General features: G+C 60.2%; 13 protein-coding genes. 3 read left to right on the top strand and 10 right to left on the bottom strand.

Annotated elements, in window-relative coordinates:
* Positions 1-10 precede the first annotated feature (10 nt).
* The 9 genes from ACT3UA_RS16500 to pdhA form a co-directional block, all read right to left on the bottom strand.
* A complete protein-coding gene (locus ACT3UA_RS16500) occupies positions 11-1,528 on the bottom strand; it encodes an ABC transporter permease (RefSeq protein ID WP_105553713.1) in 1,518 nt (505 codons plus the stop codon).
* Positions 1,529-1,693: 165 nt separating this feature from the next.
* Complete coding sequence (locus tag ACT3UA_RS16505; RefSeq protein ID WP_096287330.1) at positions 1,694-3,499, bottom strand: ABC transporter family substrate-binding protein; 1,806 nt, start codon at positions 3,497-3,499, stop codon at positions 1,694-1,696.
* A 434-nt stretch (positions 3,500-3,933) separates the two neighbouring features.
* Positions 3,934-5,577: an ABC transporter ATP-binding protein gene (locus ACT3UA_RS16510; protein ID WP_105553714.1), complete on the bottom strand. Its 1,644-nt coding sequence runs from the start codon at positions 5,575-5,577 to the stop codon at positions 3,934-3,936.
* 2 nt (positions 5,578-5,579) lie between these two features.
* Positions 5,580-6,593 (bottom strand): ABC transporter permease, encoded by a 1,014-nt coding sequence (locus ACT3UA_RS16515; RefSeq protein ID WP_105649308.1) that lies wholly within the window; start codon positions 6,591-6,593, stop codon positions 5,580-5,582.
* Positions 6,586-7,512: an ABC transporter permease gene (locus tag ACT3UA_RS16520; protein WP_105553716.1), complete on the bottom strand. Its 927-nt coding sequence runs from the start codon at positions 7,510-7,512 to the stop codon at positions 6,586-6,588. Before ACT3UA_RS16520 ends, ACT3UA_RS16515 begins: the two co-directional genes overlap by 8 nt.
* 187 nt (positions 7,513-7,699) lie before the next feature.
* Positions 7,700-9,340, bottom strand: a complete 1,641-nt coding sequence (locus ACT3UA_RS16525) for a peptide ABC transporter substrate-binding protein (RefSeq protein ID WP_444617424.1) — start codon at positions 9,338-9,340, stop codon at positions 7,700-7,702.
* A gap of 198 nt (positions 9,341-9,538) precedes the next feature.
* Positions 9,539-10,891: a dihydrolipoamide acetyltransferase family protein gene (locus tag ACT3UA_RS16530; protein ID WP_444617426.1), complete on the bottom strand. Its 1,353-nt coding sequence runs from the start codon at positions 10,889-10,891 to the stop codon at positions 9,539-9,541.
* The gene (locus ACT3UA_RS16535; RefSeq protein WP_096287334.1) at positions 10,891-11,892 is read right to left on the bottom strand and encodes an alpha-ketoacid dehydrogenase subunit beta; all 1,002 of its coding nucleotides are present in this window, start codon (positions 11,890-11,892) and stop codon (positions 10,891-10,893) included. The genes ACT3UA_RS16530 and ACT3UA_RS16535 overlap by 1 nt, the downstream gene beginning before the upstream one ends.
* A complete protein-coding gene (pdhA, locus tag ACT3UA_RS16540; protein ID WP_444617430.1) occupies positions 11,889-13,007 on the bottom strand; it encodes a pyruvate dehydrogenase (acetyl-transferring) E1 component subunit alpha in 1,119 nt (372 codons plus the stop codon). Before pdhA ends, ACT3UA_RS16535 begins: the two co-directional genes overlap by 4 nt.
* A 152-nt stretch (positions 13,008-13,159) precedes the next feature.
* Between pdhA and ACT3UA_RS16545 the strand changes: the two genes are divergently transcribed.
* Complete coding sequence (locus ACT3UA_RS16545) at positions 13,160-13,648, top strand: Lrp/AsnC family transcriptional regulator (protein ID WP_096287769.1); 489 nt, start codon at positions 13,160-13,162, stop codon at positions 13,646-13,648.
* Positions 13,649-13,750: 102 nt separating this feature from the next.
* Here the strand turns inward: ACT3UA_RS16545 and ACT3UA_RS16550 are convergent, their stop codons facing one another.
* Positions 13,751-14,266 (bottom strand): MarR family winged helix-turn-helix transcriptional regulator, encoded by a 516-nt coding sequence (locus ACT3UA_RS16550; RefSeq protein WP_176484219.1) that lies wholly within the window; start codon positions 14,264-14,266, stop codon positions 13,751-13,753.
* Between the two features lie 93 nt (positions 14,267-14,359).
* Between ACT3UA_RS16550 and ACT3UA_RS16555 the strand changes: the two genes are divergently transcribed.
* Both ACT3UA_RS16555 and ACT3UA_RS16560 read left to right on the top strand, forming a co-directional pair.
* Complete coding sequence (locus ACT3UA_RS16555; RefSeq protein WP_255248473.1) at positions 14,360-15,031, top strand: NADPH-dependent F420 reductase; 672 nt, start codon at positions 14,360-14,362, stop codon at positions 15,029-15,031.
* A 35-nt stretch (positions 15,032-15,066) separates the two neighbouring features.
* Positions 15,067-16,110, top strand: a complete 1,044-nt coding sequence (locus ACT3UA_RS16560; protein ID WP_096287342.1) for an LLM class flavin-dependent oxidoreductase — start codon at positions 15,067-15,069, stop codon at positions 16,108-16,110.

The raw sequence follows: 16,110 nt of genomic DNA on the forward strand, positions 1-16,110 counted from the left end.
TCATGGCCGCCTAGACGCGAATGCGCGGGTCGAGCAGGGCGTAAACAATGTCTGCCATCAGGTTGAAGAGAATTGCTGCGGTGCCGGTGACCAGGAAGAAGGCCATCACCGGGTTGGCATCCACCCGGTCCAGACCGGTGGCGAACATTTCGCCCATGCCTTTCCAACCGAACACCCGCTCGGTAATCACCGCGCCACCGATCAGCCCGGCGAAGTCGAAGGCTGCGATGGTAGCGATGGGGATCATGGCGTTGCGGAATGCGTGGCGGAAAATCACCGTGCGTTCGCTCAGGCCCTTGGAGCGGGCGGTGCGAATGTAGTCTTGCTGCTGAACTTCGAGCATCGACGAACGGGTGTAGCGCGAGTAGCTTGCCAGCGAGATGATTGCCAGCAAAATGGTGGGCAGCAGCAGCTGGGTGCCATTGTCCAGGAAGTGGTCCCAGTAGCCGCCCTCGAAGTTCGCCGTAGAGGAGCCGATGGTGGAGATCGGGCGTCCCTTGTTGTCCAGGAAGCCTGGCCAAGCACGGAACAGGTGATCGACCACGGTCAGTGCGGCTCCGACAAAGCCAGTGGCCATCGCGACGCTGGCGGCGACCTTGCGCAGCCGCCCGCCCATGAAACGTCCGACCAGCGCGGGCAACAGCACCGCGAGGATTAAGCCGCCCAGCAGGATCCAGGTGTTCGGTTCGGCCATCAGGTAGAAGGTCGCGTAGTAGGCGATCAGCACGAGCGCCACGGTGATCAGCGCCGGATACAGCACTCGCTTTTCCTTCAGTCCCGTGCTCATCGCGGTGGCCGAGAGGGCGACGAGCGCGGTGAGCACCACGATGAATGCCGGTCCCATTTGCGGGTAGCGGTAGAAGTTCAGCCACAGCGAATACTGCATGGCCAGCGGCACGAAGACGGTGACCACCGCGAAGGTCAGCATGCGGCGCTTGAGCGATCCGGCGAGGAACGTCTGCAGGATCAGCCCTAAGATCATACCGACAAGTATTGAGGTTCCCAAGGAGATATCCGGTGCCGCGATCCAGTCGTTGAATCCGATAGCGAGGTATTCCTTGAGCAGCACCGCTGCCCAGAACACCGGAAGGGAGAAGAAGAGGAAGGTCAGGAAGGTGACGGTGTAGTCCAGACCCGAGTATTGGCGCACCGCGGTGAGCACACCGATGGCGATACCCAAGATCGCTGCGATCAGGGTGGCGATCAGCACCAGTCGCAGGGTCGAGGATGCGGCATTTGCCAGCAATCCGGAGACCTCCACGCCGTTGATATTCCGTCCTAGGTCGCACTGGCCGACAAAGCACTTTGAAACGCCGGTCAGCCAGTCCCAGTAGCGCAGGTACCAGGGCTGGTCCAGCTCCATGTACTCGATGCGTTGGGCCATCAGATACTCGCGATTATCGGCGTTGCTTTCGCGCAGATCCTTGAGCGGATCACCGGAGTTAATGACGAGGATATACAGCAGCAGCGAGGCTGCAAACAGCACTGCGAGGGCCGATCCAAGTCGCTTGGCGATGAATTTCAACACGGCGTCTATGTCCTACTTTCGTTGTCACCGAACGATTCGCGGCGCCCAGGGTGGTGGCGATTCTGAACCGTTGTGGGGATGTGGTGGACACACTGCGGGGCCCGACGATCTATCGGGCCCCGCAGTCGTTCACTCACGGTGTCTGAGTTCTGTGCCTACCGGCAGTTACTCTGCACGTACCCACTGATTTGCGTTCCAGACGATCTGGTCCTGGGTCGCGGTGTGGCGGACATTTTGGATATCTGAGCCCGAGGCACTCAGGCCTGGGTGGGCAAAGACTGGAATGCCGTAGAGGTCATCCCACAAGAGCTTCTCGATCTTCTTGACCTGCTCCTGGTGCACGGCCGGATCCAGCGAAGTTGCCAAGGTCTCCCACTCGGCGTCTACCTGTTCGTTGGAGTACTTGCCGAAGTTCTGCGGCTTGCCGGTTGCGTAGATGTTCTGGCCCGAAGAAATCTGGCCGGAACCCGCCCAAGCGAACAGTGCTACCTCATAGTCGCCGCGATCCTGGGCGCCGCCCGGTGCGAAGAACTTCGCATCGCCGTCATCCTCGATCTCGAATCCAGCCTCATCACAGGAGGATTTGATGGCTGCGACCTGGTTGGTACGGCGCTCGTTCGGAGCGGAGTAGCCGATGCGCACCTTCGTGCCCACTGCGTCCTGCTCTTCCAGGATCTTCTTCGCGCCTTCGATATCGACCTCATCGTAGCGTCCGTCATAGGAAGCCGAGACGACGTCTTCATAGTTGTCCTGGAACGGGAAGACCTCGCGGGCGTTCATGACAATAGCCTCTGGGTTCAGCGGCTTGATCAGGTTGTCAACGATGTTCTGGCGAGGGACGCACATGGCGAAGGCCTTGCGCAATTCCAAGTTGGTGAACGCGTTGCCCTCAGTGAAGTTGAAGTCCAGGTGCTCCCAAGTCAGCGTGTCGCCCTTCTGGATGTTGATCTGATCGCCCAAGGCCTCAAGCTGGGAAAGGGTATCAACCGTCGGTTGCGGGTTGATGACGTCGAGGTCCTTGTTCTGCAGGGCCTGCACCATGGCAGCATCTTCAACGAAGCGGAAGGTCAGTTCCTTGGTTGCCGCTGGAGTTCCGTAGTACTCCTCGTTGGCGACCAGGGTGACCGATTCGCCGGCCTTCCAGGAACCGAGCTTGTACGGTCCGGAAACGGGACTGATCGCTTCGTCCGGCAGGGTGCCCGGATTAGTCACCCAACCTTCGTTCCAGAACTCGGCGGCCTCCTTCAGCTTGTCGGATTCGCCGGCGAGAATGGCGTTGGCCAGCTCTTCGGTGCTCATGCCGGCTTCCTTGGCCACCACGTGTGCTGGGTGGAGCATCCAGGACTGCAGGGCCCAGTCCGGATCTGGAGCGGCGAATTCGACGGTGAATTCCTTGCCTGCAACATCGCCCTGCGGGCCCTTTGGCACGGTGTCGCCCAAGTCGACGGAGACCGAGTTGAACAATGGCTTCTCTTTGTCGCCGCCTTCGTTCAGGTTCAGGTTCTGCACGCCCCAGGCGAGCACCGAGTCGGCGACGGTGATTGGCGTTCCGTCGGACCAAACGGCGTTCTCATTGATGGTGTACTTGATCGTCAGCGGATCATCGCTGACCTTCTCGTAGGAGCCGAGATCTTCATTCGGGTACAGGGTTCCATCGGTACCGAAGTACGAGAAGCCTGCGAACATGCGGTCCACGATCCCGGAGTTATAGGTCGAGTAGGTGTTCGGGGTGAAGCCGTTGTAGCTGAGGAACTCCGGCGCACCGATCGACACGTTGATGGCGCCGTCCTTGGTGGTGATATCCCCCAGATCCGCGAGGCCGCTGTTGGTAACTTCTGCCGACCCGTTGCCGCCAGCTGCACCCGACTCGGATGCCGCTGGGTCGCCACCGCCGCCCGGTGCACATGCGGACAGCGCCAGAGCCATCGCTGCGCCTACTGCTACTGCCTTCGAAACACGTTGGAATCGCATTCCGCCTCCTTGAGAATTTGAACGATACGAGTTCTGAACCATGAAGCTCAGTGTGGAACACATCACCTGATGGAACCATTGAGCAATAGACTAACCGGATTTTGCCATCTTGGATATAGAAAGATGCGTTTCACATCTACCAAGTGGCCCCGGGAAACAATCTGGTTACAATCGCCTTGTTACCGATCAGTTTAGAGATCCGGCTCACATCCGCGAGATTTCAAGGATTTCTTTCACATTGGGTTTTTTCAATCAGAAGACGCACTTCGGCGCGACGGTTGGCAAACTCATTTATAACGTTTTTGCAACATTTATTTCACATCCCCAAAAACTGAAACATTTCTTGAATAAGTCATTTTTAACGGACTCAGGGCAGCGACTTCTATATGAAGTCACTGCCCTGAAATGGACGGGAAATAGGCCGTTGAAAGCGCCTAGATCAGGCTTGCACCCGGGATCGCCGCCAGCAGATTGCGGGTGTAGTCGCTCTTCGCGTTCTCGAAGATTTCATCCACCGTCCCCTGCTCAACCATCTGTCCGTGCTCCATCACGCACACGTTATCTGCGATCTCGCGCACGACCGCCAGGTCGTGGGTGATGAACAGGTAGGTGAGTCCTAGCTCGCGCTGCAGTTCGTCCAGCAGCTCCAGCACCTGAGCCTGCACCAGCACGTCCAGCGCCGACACAGCCTCGTCGCAGACGATCATTTCCGGCTTCAAGGCCAGCGCACGTGCGATCGCAATACGCTGGCGCTGACCGCCGGAAAGTTCATTCGGGAAACGGTGCATCGTCGAAGCCGGCATGGAAACCTGGTCCAGCAGCTCCTTGACCTTCTTCTCCCTGGAAGCCTGATTTCCGATACCGTGGATGCGCAAAGGCTCCTCGATGGTGCGGAAAATGGAATACATCGGGTCCAAGGAACCATAGGGATCCTGGAAGATCGGTTGCACACGGCGGCGGTACTTGAACAGATCGCGCTCGCTGAGTTTGCCGATGGCCTGCCCGTCAAAGACGATGTCACCGGAGGTTGCATCCAGCAGGTTGAGCACCATCTGCGCGATCGTTGACTTGCCCGAACCGGACTCGCCCACCACCGCGGTGGTCGTGCCCTTCGGGATCTCAAAGGAGACCTTGTCCACCGCGGTGAACTTGTCCTTGCGCCCGAAGCCCCTGCGGATGTCGAACACCTTGGTCAGGTTCGAAATCTTCAGCAGCGGCTCAGTCTTCTGCGCCGCGACTTGGTCTACCGCCAGCTCGTGCTTGTCGCCACGCTGGGCGGCCAGAGACGGCGCCGAATTGATCAGTCGCTTGGTGTACGGGTGCTGCGGATTGCGCAGCAATTCCAGGGCCGGGCCAGATTCGACGACCTGCCCCTTGTACATCACGATGACCTTCTCGGCACGCTCTGCTGCCAGACCCAGATCGTGGGTGATCAGCAGGACCGCCGTGCCCAGTTCACTGGTCATGGTATCCAGGTGATCCAGGATCTGCTGCTGAACGGTGACGTCCAGCGCGCTGGTTGGTTCATCGGCAATAAGCAGCCGTGGACGGCAGGCCAAGCCAATGGCGATCAGCGCTCGCTGGCGCATGCCACCGGAGAACTCGTGCGGGTACTGATTCGCCCGGGTTGCCGCATCCGGAAGACCGGCGTCCGACAATACCTGGGCAACACGCTGCTTCGGGTTGTTCCCCGCCAGTCCGTTGGCCTTCAGGGTTTCTTTCACCTGGAAACCGATCTTCCAGACCGGATTCAGGTTGCTCATCGGGTCCTGCGGGACCATGCCGATGTGGTTACCACGCAGCTCGACGAAACGCTTTTCGCTGGCCTTGGAGATATCTTCACCGTCAAAGAGAATCTGACCGGCGGAGACTTCGCCATTTCCCGGAAGCAAGCCGATGGCGGCCAAGGCGGTCGTGGACTTGCCCGATCCGGACTCGCCCACGATGGCCACGGTCTCCCCCGGCATCACCGTCAGGTTTGCGTTGCGCACCGCGTTGACCGGGCCATCAGGAGTACTGAAGGTAATGGCCAGGTCTTTGATTTCCAGCAGGGGCTTTGGATCTGCGTTCTGCACCATAGCTAGTTCCCCTTTCGGGTCTTTGGATCCAGTGCATCACGCACTGCATCGCCGAGCATGATGAAGCTCAATACCGTGAGGGACAAGAACAATGCAGGCCACATCAGCATCATCGGATTATTTCGCAATTGATTCTGCGCTGCGGCAATATCGTTGCCCCAGCTCATCACATCTGGCGGAAGCCCCAGCCCAAGGAAGGACAGCGTGGATTCGGCAACGATGTAGATACCGAGGTTCACGGTTGCCACGACGATCACCGGAGCCATGGCGTTCGGGATGACGTGCCGTACCAATGAGTTGAACCTTGAGAGCCCCAAGGCCCGGGAGGCCTTGACGAAGTCGGCATTCCGGGCTTCCAGGACCGCACCGCGGGTGATGCGGGCGACCTGTGGCCAGCCGAAGATGGAGAGTGTGATGATAACCGTCCACACGCTTCGGTTTTCCCGGAAGGCGGGAAGCTGCATCACGATGATCGCACCGAGAATCAACGGCAGTGCGAAGAAAATATCACCCAGGCGGGCCAAGATGATATCCAGCCAACCGCCGTAGAAGCCGGCCAGCGCGCCAATGGCACCGCCGAGAATCACGACGAAGAGCGTGGTGAACACTCCAACCATCAGCGAGGCGCGCGTGCCATGGATTACTCGGGCATACACATCGCAGCCCTGGAAGTTGAAGCCCATCGGATGCCCAGCACGGGAACCTTCATTGGAGTTCTCCAACGCGCAATAGGTCGGATCGGTGCTGCTGAACAAGCTTGGGAAAGCTGCGACGACGAGCACCGATACGATCAGAATAACCGAAACAATGAACAGCGGGCGCTTGCGCAACGAACGCCAAGCCTCGCCCCACATGGACAGCGGCTTCCCGGTTTCCTTGACCGCGTCGACTCCCTGCAAGGGGGTTTCATCCAGCGGTGCAACGAAGTGTGGAATATGGTATTTGGAGATCTTGCCGGCACGGTTTTTGCCGATGGGCAATCCGGCCTCAGGATTAGGATTCTGGTTCTCAGGCATATCGGATCCTTGGGTCAAGCAGAGCGTAAAGCATGTCAACAATGAGGTTGGCGAGCACGAAGACGACCACAAGCACGCCTACCACGGCCACTACCGTCGGGATCTCACCCTTGCGGATAGCTGAGAACAACAGGCTGCCCACGCCGGGGACGTTGAAGATGCCTTCGGTGACGATCGCGCCACCCATGAGCGAGCCCAGGTCCGCGCCCAGGAAGGTGACTACCGGGATCAGCGAGTTGCGCAGGATGTGCACGTTGACTACGCGTCCACGGCTCAAGCCCTTGGCGGTTGCCGTGCGCACGTAATCGGCTTGCTTGTTCTCGATGATCGAGGTTCGGGTCAGTCGCAATACATAGGCCAGAGAAACCAGGCCAAGCACTGTGGCGGGAAGAATCAATTCGCCCCACGTAGCGCCGCCGGAAACCGTTGGCTTGGCCCAGCCAAGCTCAACACCGACTACGTACTGCAGCACGAAGCCGAGTACGAAGGTAGGAACTGCGATCACAATCAGCGATGCGAACAGCACTGTTGAGTCGAACCATTTGCCCTTGCGCATACCGGCGATGACGCCGAAAAGGATACCGAAGACGGCTTCGATGGCCAGCGCCATGACTGCCAGTCGCGCGGTCACCGGGAATGCGCGAATTAACAGGTCACGCACTTCCTGTCCGGAGAAGGACATGCCCAGGTCCAAGGTGACCAGATTCTTCAAGTACAAGCCGTACTGAATCCAGAATGGCTGGTCGAGGTTGTACTGGGCCCGCAGCGAGGCTTCCACCGCCGGGGTCATCGGCTTGCCGCCGGAGAGCGCGGTAATCGGATCGCCTGGGGTAGCAAAAACCAGGAAGTAAACGAGCAAGGTGGCACCGAAGAATACGGGAATCAGCTGCAGAAATCGTTTAAACGTAAAACTTAACATGAGCGCGTCTCACCTCGAGACGTCGCAAGGCGCTGGGCCATTTTATTTCCTCTTTCCGTCGGCGATCGCCAGACGTTCATTTGGAGAGGCAGGACTGACACGCCAAAGGGAGACCCAAATGGTGCAGGGTCTCCCTGAGACGTTTTTCAGCTGAAGCCCACCTGAGCAGGCAGCTTAGCTAGTGAACCTATTTGCCGGTGATGGCGTTGTAGATTGGAACACCGTTCCAACCGAACTCCACGTTGTCGACGTTCTCGCTCCACCCACCCTGCACAGCCTGGTACCACAGTGGGATAGCTGGCAGATCCTTGAAGAGGATCTCCTGGGATTCGTTGAAGATCTTTGCGCCTTCGGCCGGATCCGTTGCGGCAAGCCCGTCCTTGAGCTTGTCGTCGAATTCCTTGTTCGAGTAGTCTCCGTCGTTGGAACCTGCACCGGTGCCGTACAGCGCACCGAGGAAGTTGTACATCGATGGATAGTCAGCCTGCCAGCCGGAGCGGTGGGCACCGGACATCGTCTTCTTGCCCACGTCTTCACGCAAGGCCTTGAAGGAGGTGTACGGCTTGGCCACTGCGTTGATTCCCAAGGTGTTCTTCACCTGGTTGGCGACGGCTTCAACGAATTCCTTGTTGCCGGCACCGTCGACGTTGTAACCGATGGAGAACTCTTCGGAGTCACCCCATGCCTCGATGGCGTTGGCTTCGTCCCACAGCTTCTTGGCCTCATCGGCATCAAAGTCGAGAACCTCGGAGCCTGGAATCTCGGCGGTGTAGCCATCGAGCACCGGAGCGGTGAATTCTTCGGCCTTGACCTTGCCGCCGAAGTACACCTTTTCGATGATCTGCTCGCGATCAATGGAGCGCGAGATCGCTGCACGGCGCAGGTTGCCCTCTTCGCCCTGCTTGAAGTGATCCAGGTAGCCCGAGATGGTGATGGTTGCGTTGCCGGCGTAGGGAGCGTTGATCGAACGGTCGCCCAGTTCGTCCTGGTAATTGGCCAGCGCCGATGGCGGAATCTGGTCCAGCACGTCCAGGTTGCCCGCGAGAATGTCCTGGTAAGCGGACTCGGTCGACTGGTAGACCTTGAAGTCAACGCCGCCGTTGGCTGCCTTGCGTGGGCCCTCGTAGGACTCGTTGACTTCAAGCTTCAGGTTGACGTCGTGGTTCCATTCGGTCAGCTTGTATGGTCCGTTGCTGACCGGCATCTGGCCGTAGGCCTTCGGGTCTTCAAATGCTGCTTCGGGAAGCGGCATGAACGCGGTGTAGCCAAGACGCAGCGGGAAGTCGGATTCCGGCTGGCTGAGCTCGACAGTGAAGGTGTTGTCGTCGACAACCTTCAGGCCTTCCATCTCTTCGCTCGTTGCACCCTCGGCGCTGACTTCGTCATAGCCCTTGATGGACTCGAAGAAGTACGAGTTCAGCTGTGCGTTCTTGGCTGCGGCACCGAAGTTCCAAGCATCCACGAACGAAGCAGCGGTCACTGGGGAACCATCGGAGAAGGTGTGCCCCGGAGCGAGCTTGATGGTGTAGTTCTGGGAATCCTCAGTCTCGATCGACTCAGCGATTTCATTGACGGGCTTGCCCTTGGAGTCGTAGCTGACCAAACCGGTAAAGATCAGGTCCATGACACGTCCGCCGCCAACTTCGTTGGTGTTGGCTGGCAACAGGCCGTTTTGCGGCTCGGTGGTGTTAGCGGTGATGACCTTGGTGGCGTCTCCCTCGGATCCGCCTCCGGCGGATTCTTCCGAAGTCCCTCCGCCACAGGCGGTTAGGGTCAATGCCAAGGCAGCGGACAAAACCAGTGCCTTCGATGCGTGCGAGTATCGCATCCTTCTTCTCCTCAACAGATCGTTGCTGCTTCTGCAGTTCACAGACGCCATGGGCTCCAAGTTGTGAGCCATAGCACGTAGTGAACGAGATTACATCAAATATTGCGAAACAACCAATGAATAACTATGAAAGTAGTGCTTGAAATTGAGTTGATCCATCGATCAGCTCAATTTTTTACTCATGAAAGCCTCGGAAAATCAAATAAAAATGTTCATCATTCCAGGGTCTTCCAGTACCGCGCCCACACCGGCGAGGAACTCGCTAGCTTCCTTTCCATCGACCACGCGGTGGTCGAAGGACAGCGCCAAGGTTGAGGTATGGCGCAGGGCCACCTGATCCTCAAACTCCCACGGACGGCGCTTGACCTGTCCGAGAGCAAGAATTCCGGACTGCCCCGGAGGGAGGATCGGAGTACCGGCATCGACACCGAAGACACCGACATTGGTAATTGAGAAGGTGCCTCCGCTCAGCTGGGCTGGGGCTAGCTTTCCGGCTCTGCCCAGGTCGATGAGCTGCGTCAGCTCCTCGGCCAAATCGCGCAAGGACCTGGTCTGGGCATCCTTGACCACCGGAACCAGCAGCCCACGCTCGCTGGCAACCGCCATGCCCAGATGCACCGAGCCGAACTCGATGATCTCGTCATTCGCCGCATCCCACCGGGAATTGAGTGCGCGGTAGGTGCCCAGCAGCCGTGTGACGATCAGTGAGGTGAGGGTCGTGATGTTCAGCTTCACGTCCCTGAGCAATGGGTGCTTGCGCAACTTCTCGACGAGCTTCATCGATTCGGTCAGGTCCACCGTCAAGAATTCGGTGGCATGCGGAGCGGTGAATGCGGACTCGACCATCGCCTTCGCGGTAGCGCGGCGCACCGCGCTGATCTTCACGTGGCGATCGGCCGCGGCCGCGCCAACCGCGGGCGCCGCCGCCGGCTCCGCCGCTTTGGCCGGTGCCTCGATCAGCGCTTCGACATCTGCGCGCAATACCGCGCCGTCGGCACCGCTGCCGCGCACGGCGGAAAGCTCGATCCCGTGGTCCCGCGCGAGCTTGCGCACCGGCGGGGTGCTGCGGGTGGCCGTCCGGCGAGCGCCGGCAGGGACCGCTTCGGTGTTTTGCTCCGATGCTGGGCTGGCGGAATTCTGCGCCGCAGGAACGGCGGCAGGCGAAGCGGAGGCTGCGCCTGCGCGAGCACGCCGGGCCGGACGGTTTGCGCTGGCCGCTGGAGCACCGTAGCCAACCAGTGTCGGCGTGCGCCCGGGCTCCGCCGAGGCACCGTCATCGCCGGACGGGGCATCGGCATCCGGCGCCGCGGCTTCGTCTCCAAAGGTCACCAACGGCCCGCCGACCGGTACCACTTCACCGGCGGAGGCATGAAGCTTCTGCACGATGCCGGCATATGGCGAGGGCAGCTCGACCACCGCCTTCGCGGTTTCCACCTCGGCGATGATCTGGTTCAGCGTGACATGTTCGCCTACCTGGATCTTCCAGTTCAAGACCTCTGACTCGGTAAGCCCTTCGCCGAGGTCGGGAAGCTTGAAAGTACTCGGAGCCATCACTTGGCACCTCCAGTGTGCGTCTCGTTGCGGCGCATGACCGTATCCACGGCATGCATCACCTTGTCCAGATCCGGCAGGTGATGGGATTCAAGCCTCGAAGGCGGATAGGGAATATCAAAACCGGTCACCCTGATCGGCGCGTGCTCCAGATAGTCGAAACAGGTTTCGGTGATCTGCGCGCAAATCTCCGCGCCGATTCCCGAGGTGCGGCTAGCCTCATGGACCACCACAAGCTTGCCCGTGTGCTTCACCGAATCCGCGACGGTGTCCAGATCCAGCGGATCCAGGCAGCGCAGGTCGATGACCTCCAAGCCGATGCCCTCATCCTCGGCCGCCAGCACCGCATCCTTCAGGGTGTAGACCGTAGGTCCGTAGCCGACCACCGTGACGTCATCGCCAACATTGAGCACCTTGGCCTTGGGCGAGCCGGTCTTTTCCGGGGTGCGCAGCTCGACTTCCGCCTTTTCGTGATAGCGGCGCTTGGGTTCAAAGAAGATCACCGGGTCATCGCAGTCGATCGCCTGGCGCAGCATCACGTAGGCATCTTCCACGCTGGACGGGGCGAAGACCCGCAGCCCAGCGGTATGCGAGAAGTACGCCTCCGGTGATTCCGAATGGTGCTCGGGTGAACCGATGCCGCCGCCGTAGGGTATGCGCACGGTGACCGGCATCTTCACCCGTCCGCGCGAGCGGAAGTGCAGCTTCGCCAGCTGGGAGACCAGCTGGTCGAAGGCCGGGTAGGTGAACCCGTCGAACTGGATCTCCACCACCGGGCGGTAGCCGCGGTAAGCCAGGCCAATGGCGCTGCCGACAATTCCGGATTCGGCCAGCGGAGTGTCAACCACCCGATGCTCGCCGAATTCCGCCTTCAGCCCGTCGGTGATGCGGAAGACTCCACCCAGGGTGCCGATGTCCTCACCGAGCAGCACCACCTTTTCGTCTTCGGTCAGCGCGTCGCGCAAGGACTGGTTTAGCGCCTTCATCATTGAGGTGCTCATGCTTCACCGTCCTGGAAGTCTGCGAGGTACTGCAGGTAGTTTTCCTTTTCCCTGCGGTTGGGCTCATGGTCCTCGGAGTACACGTTCTCGAAGAGCTCGCTGGGTTCGGGATCCGGCATATTGGTAATGGCTTCGCGCAGTTCGGCGGCGAGTTTGTCCGCGGCGTTCTGCGCACGCTGCTGATAGGACTGCACGTCCGCGCCGAGCACCGTCAGGTGGTTGACCAAGCGATCGATCGGATCCTTGGCCTTCCACTCTTCGAGCTGCGCGTTCTTGCGATAGCGCGTCGGATCATCTGCGGTGGTGTGGGATCCCATGCGGTAGGTGACGGCTTCGATAAAGGTCGGGCCCAGCCCGTGGCGGGCGTGCGCCAAGGCGGCCTTGGTCGCCGCATAGACCGCGAGCACGTCGTTGCCGTCTACCCGCCAGGTCTTCACGCCGAATCCGCTGGCGCGGTCGGCGATCTGCGTGCGGCTTTGCAGCGCTACCGGCTCCGAGATGGCCCATTGGTTGTTTTGGCAGAAGAACAGCACCGGGGCTTGGTAACTTGCGGCGAAGATCAGCGCTTCGTTCACATCTCCCTGGCTGGTGGCTCCGTCGCCAAAGTAGGCCACGGCCACCTGCTCTCCGCCGTCAAATTTGATGCCCATGCCATAACCGGCGGCGTGCAGCGCCTGGGAGCCAATCACAATTTGCTGGCAGGCAATATTTACCTCGTGCGGATCCCACCCGCTGGCGGTGGCGCCGCGCCAGACGCTGAGCAGGTCCTCCGCCTTGACTCCCCTGGCCCAGGCAACTCCGTGCTCGCGGTAGGAGGGGAAAATGAAGTCGTCGTCCCGGGTGGCGCGCACCGAGCCGATCTGTGCGGCTTCTTGGCCGAGCAACGGTGCCCACAAGCCCAATTGGCCCTGGCGCTGCAAGGCGGTGGCCTCATTGTCCAGGCGACGCAAAACAACCATGTCGCGCAGGAAGTCGGCCAGGTCTTGTTCGGTAAGCCCGGTGAGGTGATGGTCTAGTTCTTCGTCCGGAGTTCTTTCTCCGGAGACGTTGAGCAGCTGGTGCGTAGGTAGGCAACCTGCGGCTACGTCGATGTGCTTGGTGGACACGATCGGCATCCTTACTCTCGCGTAGTCAGTGGTGGACGGCTGGTTCAGCATTACCACCTACCTGTGATGCTACTCACATAGCACATGTTGCACAATGGCAAGAAAAGAATTAAAGCAAAACGCACTATCTTGGCCCTTGCGTGAGTGCTAATGTGCGCATTATGCAGCCTTTAGACGCCACCGATCGACGGATCCTCCTATCGCTGTCCAGCAGCGCTCGCCGGACCGCTTCAGCGCTGGCAAATGCGCTGGGCCTGGGCCGAAATACCGTGCAGTCCCGGCTCAACCGACTGGAGACCGAGGTTCTCTCCACCGTGGATCGACGCATCCCGCCAACCGCCTTGGGATTCGGGCTGCTTTCCTTTATCGAACTGCATGTGGACCAGCGCCATTTAGAGGACATTGCCAAAAAGCTGGAAGAGATTCCGGAGGTACTCGAAGCGCACGGACTGACCGGTTCGGCAGATATCCTGGTGCGCGCCGCCGCGGCGAATGCCGAGGAGCTCTTCCGCGTCCATGGGTTGCTGCTGAGTATCGAAGGGGTCAATCGGGCGGATTCTGCACTGTCCATGGCGGAGCTCATCCCCTACCGCACCGCAAAACTCATTGAACTGTCGCTAGCCAATGACAACGGAAATAGGCGGGCGTAGCTCGCGAGCAAACTTGCCGAGGGCCACCCCTTGGCCAAAGGATGCCGGCACTGCGGGGGCGCCCAAGGAATCGGTCGCGCACTGCCCAGCGCGCGGTTCCAGCTAGCCCAGCTGATCCATGGCTTCACAGGGGTTCGCACCGGGCTGTGCGTTGTGAATCGTTGCCGACAGGGTTGAGATAAGCCCGGCCAGCTGCGCGCTTTGCGCGTCATTCAAGCCGGTGAGCAATTCCTGCTCGGCCGCAGCCACCTTCACCTCGAGTTCTTCGAGCAGTTTGACACCCTGCGCGGTCGCAATGATCTTGCGCGCGCGACGGTCGCTGGGCGCGGCAACGCGCTTCACCAGATTCGCTTCAACCAGCTCGTCGATCAGGTAAGTCAGCACCGTGCGGTCGATCCCCAGGTGGGAGCCGAGCGCCTGCTGGTTCGCAGGATCGCGATGCACCACGGTCGAAAGCAACTGATATCCGCGCACCTGCCCCGGCACTGGCGCGACGCTCTGCGCCATCGCGAGCTGATGTCCGCGCAGAATCATCCCCAGGTGCCACCCGAGGTCCCCTGGAAGGAAACCGGGAAGTGGCTGGTGGGCGCCGAGGGGTGTGCTGCGTGAGGTGCTCATGATCACCATCATATCCGAAGCAATGGGGTTGCCAAGATGTTCTGCCGCAAATATAGTCTGTAAAACAGCATAAATCTTTGAAGGATGGCTTTGGTGAACACACTCGAAGGGGCCCGTTTAGCCCCACAGGCAACTATCGGCATTCTTGGAGCCGGTCGCGTAGGTACCGCCATTGCCCGTTTGGCCCTCGCGGCCGGGTATCGAGTTAAGCTCGCAACCTCAAAACCCGCCGAAGAAAACTCGCTGATCATCGAGATCGTCACCCCGGGAGCCGAAGCAGTCGACGCCTCCGAAGCGGCCGCCGCCGACCTGGTCATCGTGGCCATCCCATTGCACAAGTTCAAGGACCTCGACTCCCATGCGCTGTCGGGCAAGATCGTCGTGGACGCGATGAATTACTGGTCCGCCACCGACGGGGAGATCCCCGACTTCGTGAATACCGCACTGACTTCTAGCGAAGTCGTGGCGGCCTTCCTCTCGGCCTCTCATGTGCTGAAATCCTTCAACCACATCGGCTATCACGAGATGGAACCCGACGCGCTTCCCGCCGCAACCGGCGAACGCAGGGCGCTGGCGATCGCCGGCGATAATTCCGCAGCCAAGACGGTGCTGCGCGGATTTATCGAACATATCGGATTCGACGCAGTGGATGCCGGTGACTTGGCCGCCGGGCGGCACTTCGAACCGGGAAGCGAGATCTTCAACGGAAGGTTTAACGCCTCCGAGCTCAACGAGCTGCTGCATGCGGTTCGCATCCCCAACTAGCCCGACAACCGACTCACCCAAAGGAACTTGCCACCATGGATATCGGCGCCTATAGCTTCGGCGACACCCAGCGAAACCCCGACGGTTCGCTAGGTTCCACCGCCCAAGCGATCAGCAACCTCTTCGAAGCCATCAAGCATGCAGATGCCAGCGGTCTTGACTACTTCGGAATCGGCGAACACCACACCACCACCATGCCGGCCTCCTCCCCCGGCGCGTTGATCAGCGCGGCCGCCGCCGCCACGAAGCACATCACGCTGGGCAGCGCGGCAAGCATAATCAGCACCGATGATCCGGTGCGGATTTATCAGCAATTTGCCACGGCAGACATCATCTCCGGCGGCGGTCGGGTGGAGATCACCGCCGGCCGTGGATCTTCGGTCGAAACCTTCCCCCTTTTCGGCTTTGACCTTCAGGACTATGACGAGCTGTATGAACAGAAACTGGATCTGCTCATGAGCATCAACGACTCCGCCTCCGAAAACATCACCTGGTCCGGAACCACGCGCCCGGCCCTGGCGAAACTGGCGGTAGTGCCCCGCCCGGCGCAGAACAAACTGCCGATTTGGCTCGCCACCGGAGGAAACGCAGCCTCGTCGGCGCGTGCCGGCCGGCTCGGATTGCCGGTCTCCTATGGGATCATCGGCGGTGCCCCGCACCGTTTTGCGCCGCTGGCAGAGCTCTACCGCAAATCCGGGGCGGCCGCCGGACACGCACTTCAGACCCTGAAGGTTTCGGTAGCGGCGCTGGGGCTTGTCGCGCCCTCCACGAAGGAAGCGGTGGAACGCTTCTACCCGGGCTGGTACAACCTGAACATCGAAATGGGACGCCTGCGCGGCTGGCCGAAACCGGACAAACGAGCCTTCGACGCCCAGGTGGCCGCCCCCGGCGCCTACTACGTCGGCTCCCCCGACGAGATCGCCGAACGCATCGTCCACCTGCACGGATACCTGGGCCACATGCGCCACTTCCTGCAAAGCGACATCGGCGGGCTGCCCCAGGAACACTTCCTGGAATCAATCACGTTGCTGGCCACCGAGGTCAAGCCGCGCGTCGAGCGGCTGCTCGCGCAGAAGTAG

Source organism: Glutamicibacter sp. 363 (assembly GCF_052379505.1).
Lineage (GTDB): Bacteria > Actinomycetota > Actinomycetes > Actinomycetales > Micrococcaceae > Glutamicibacter.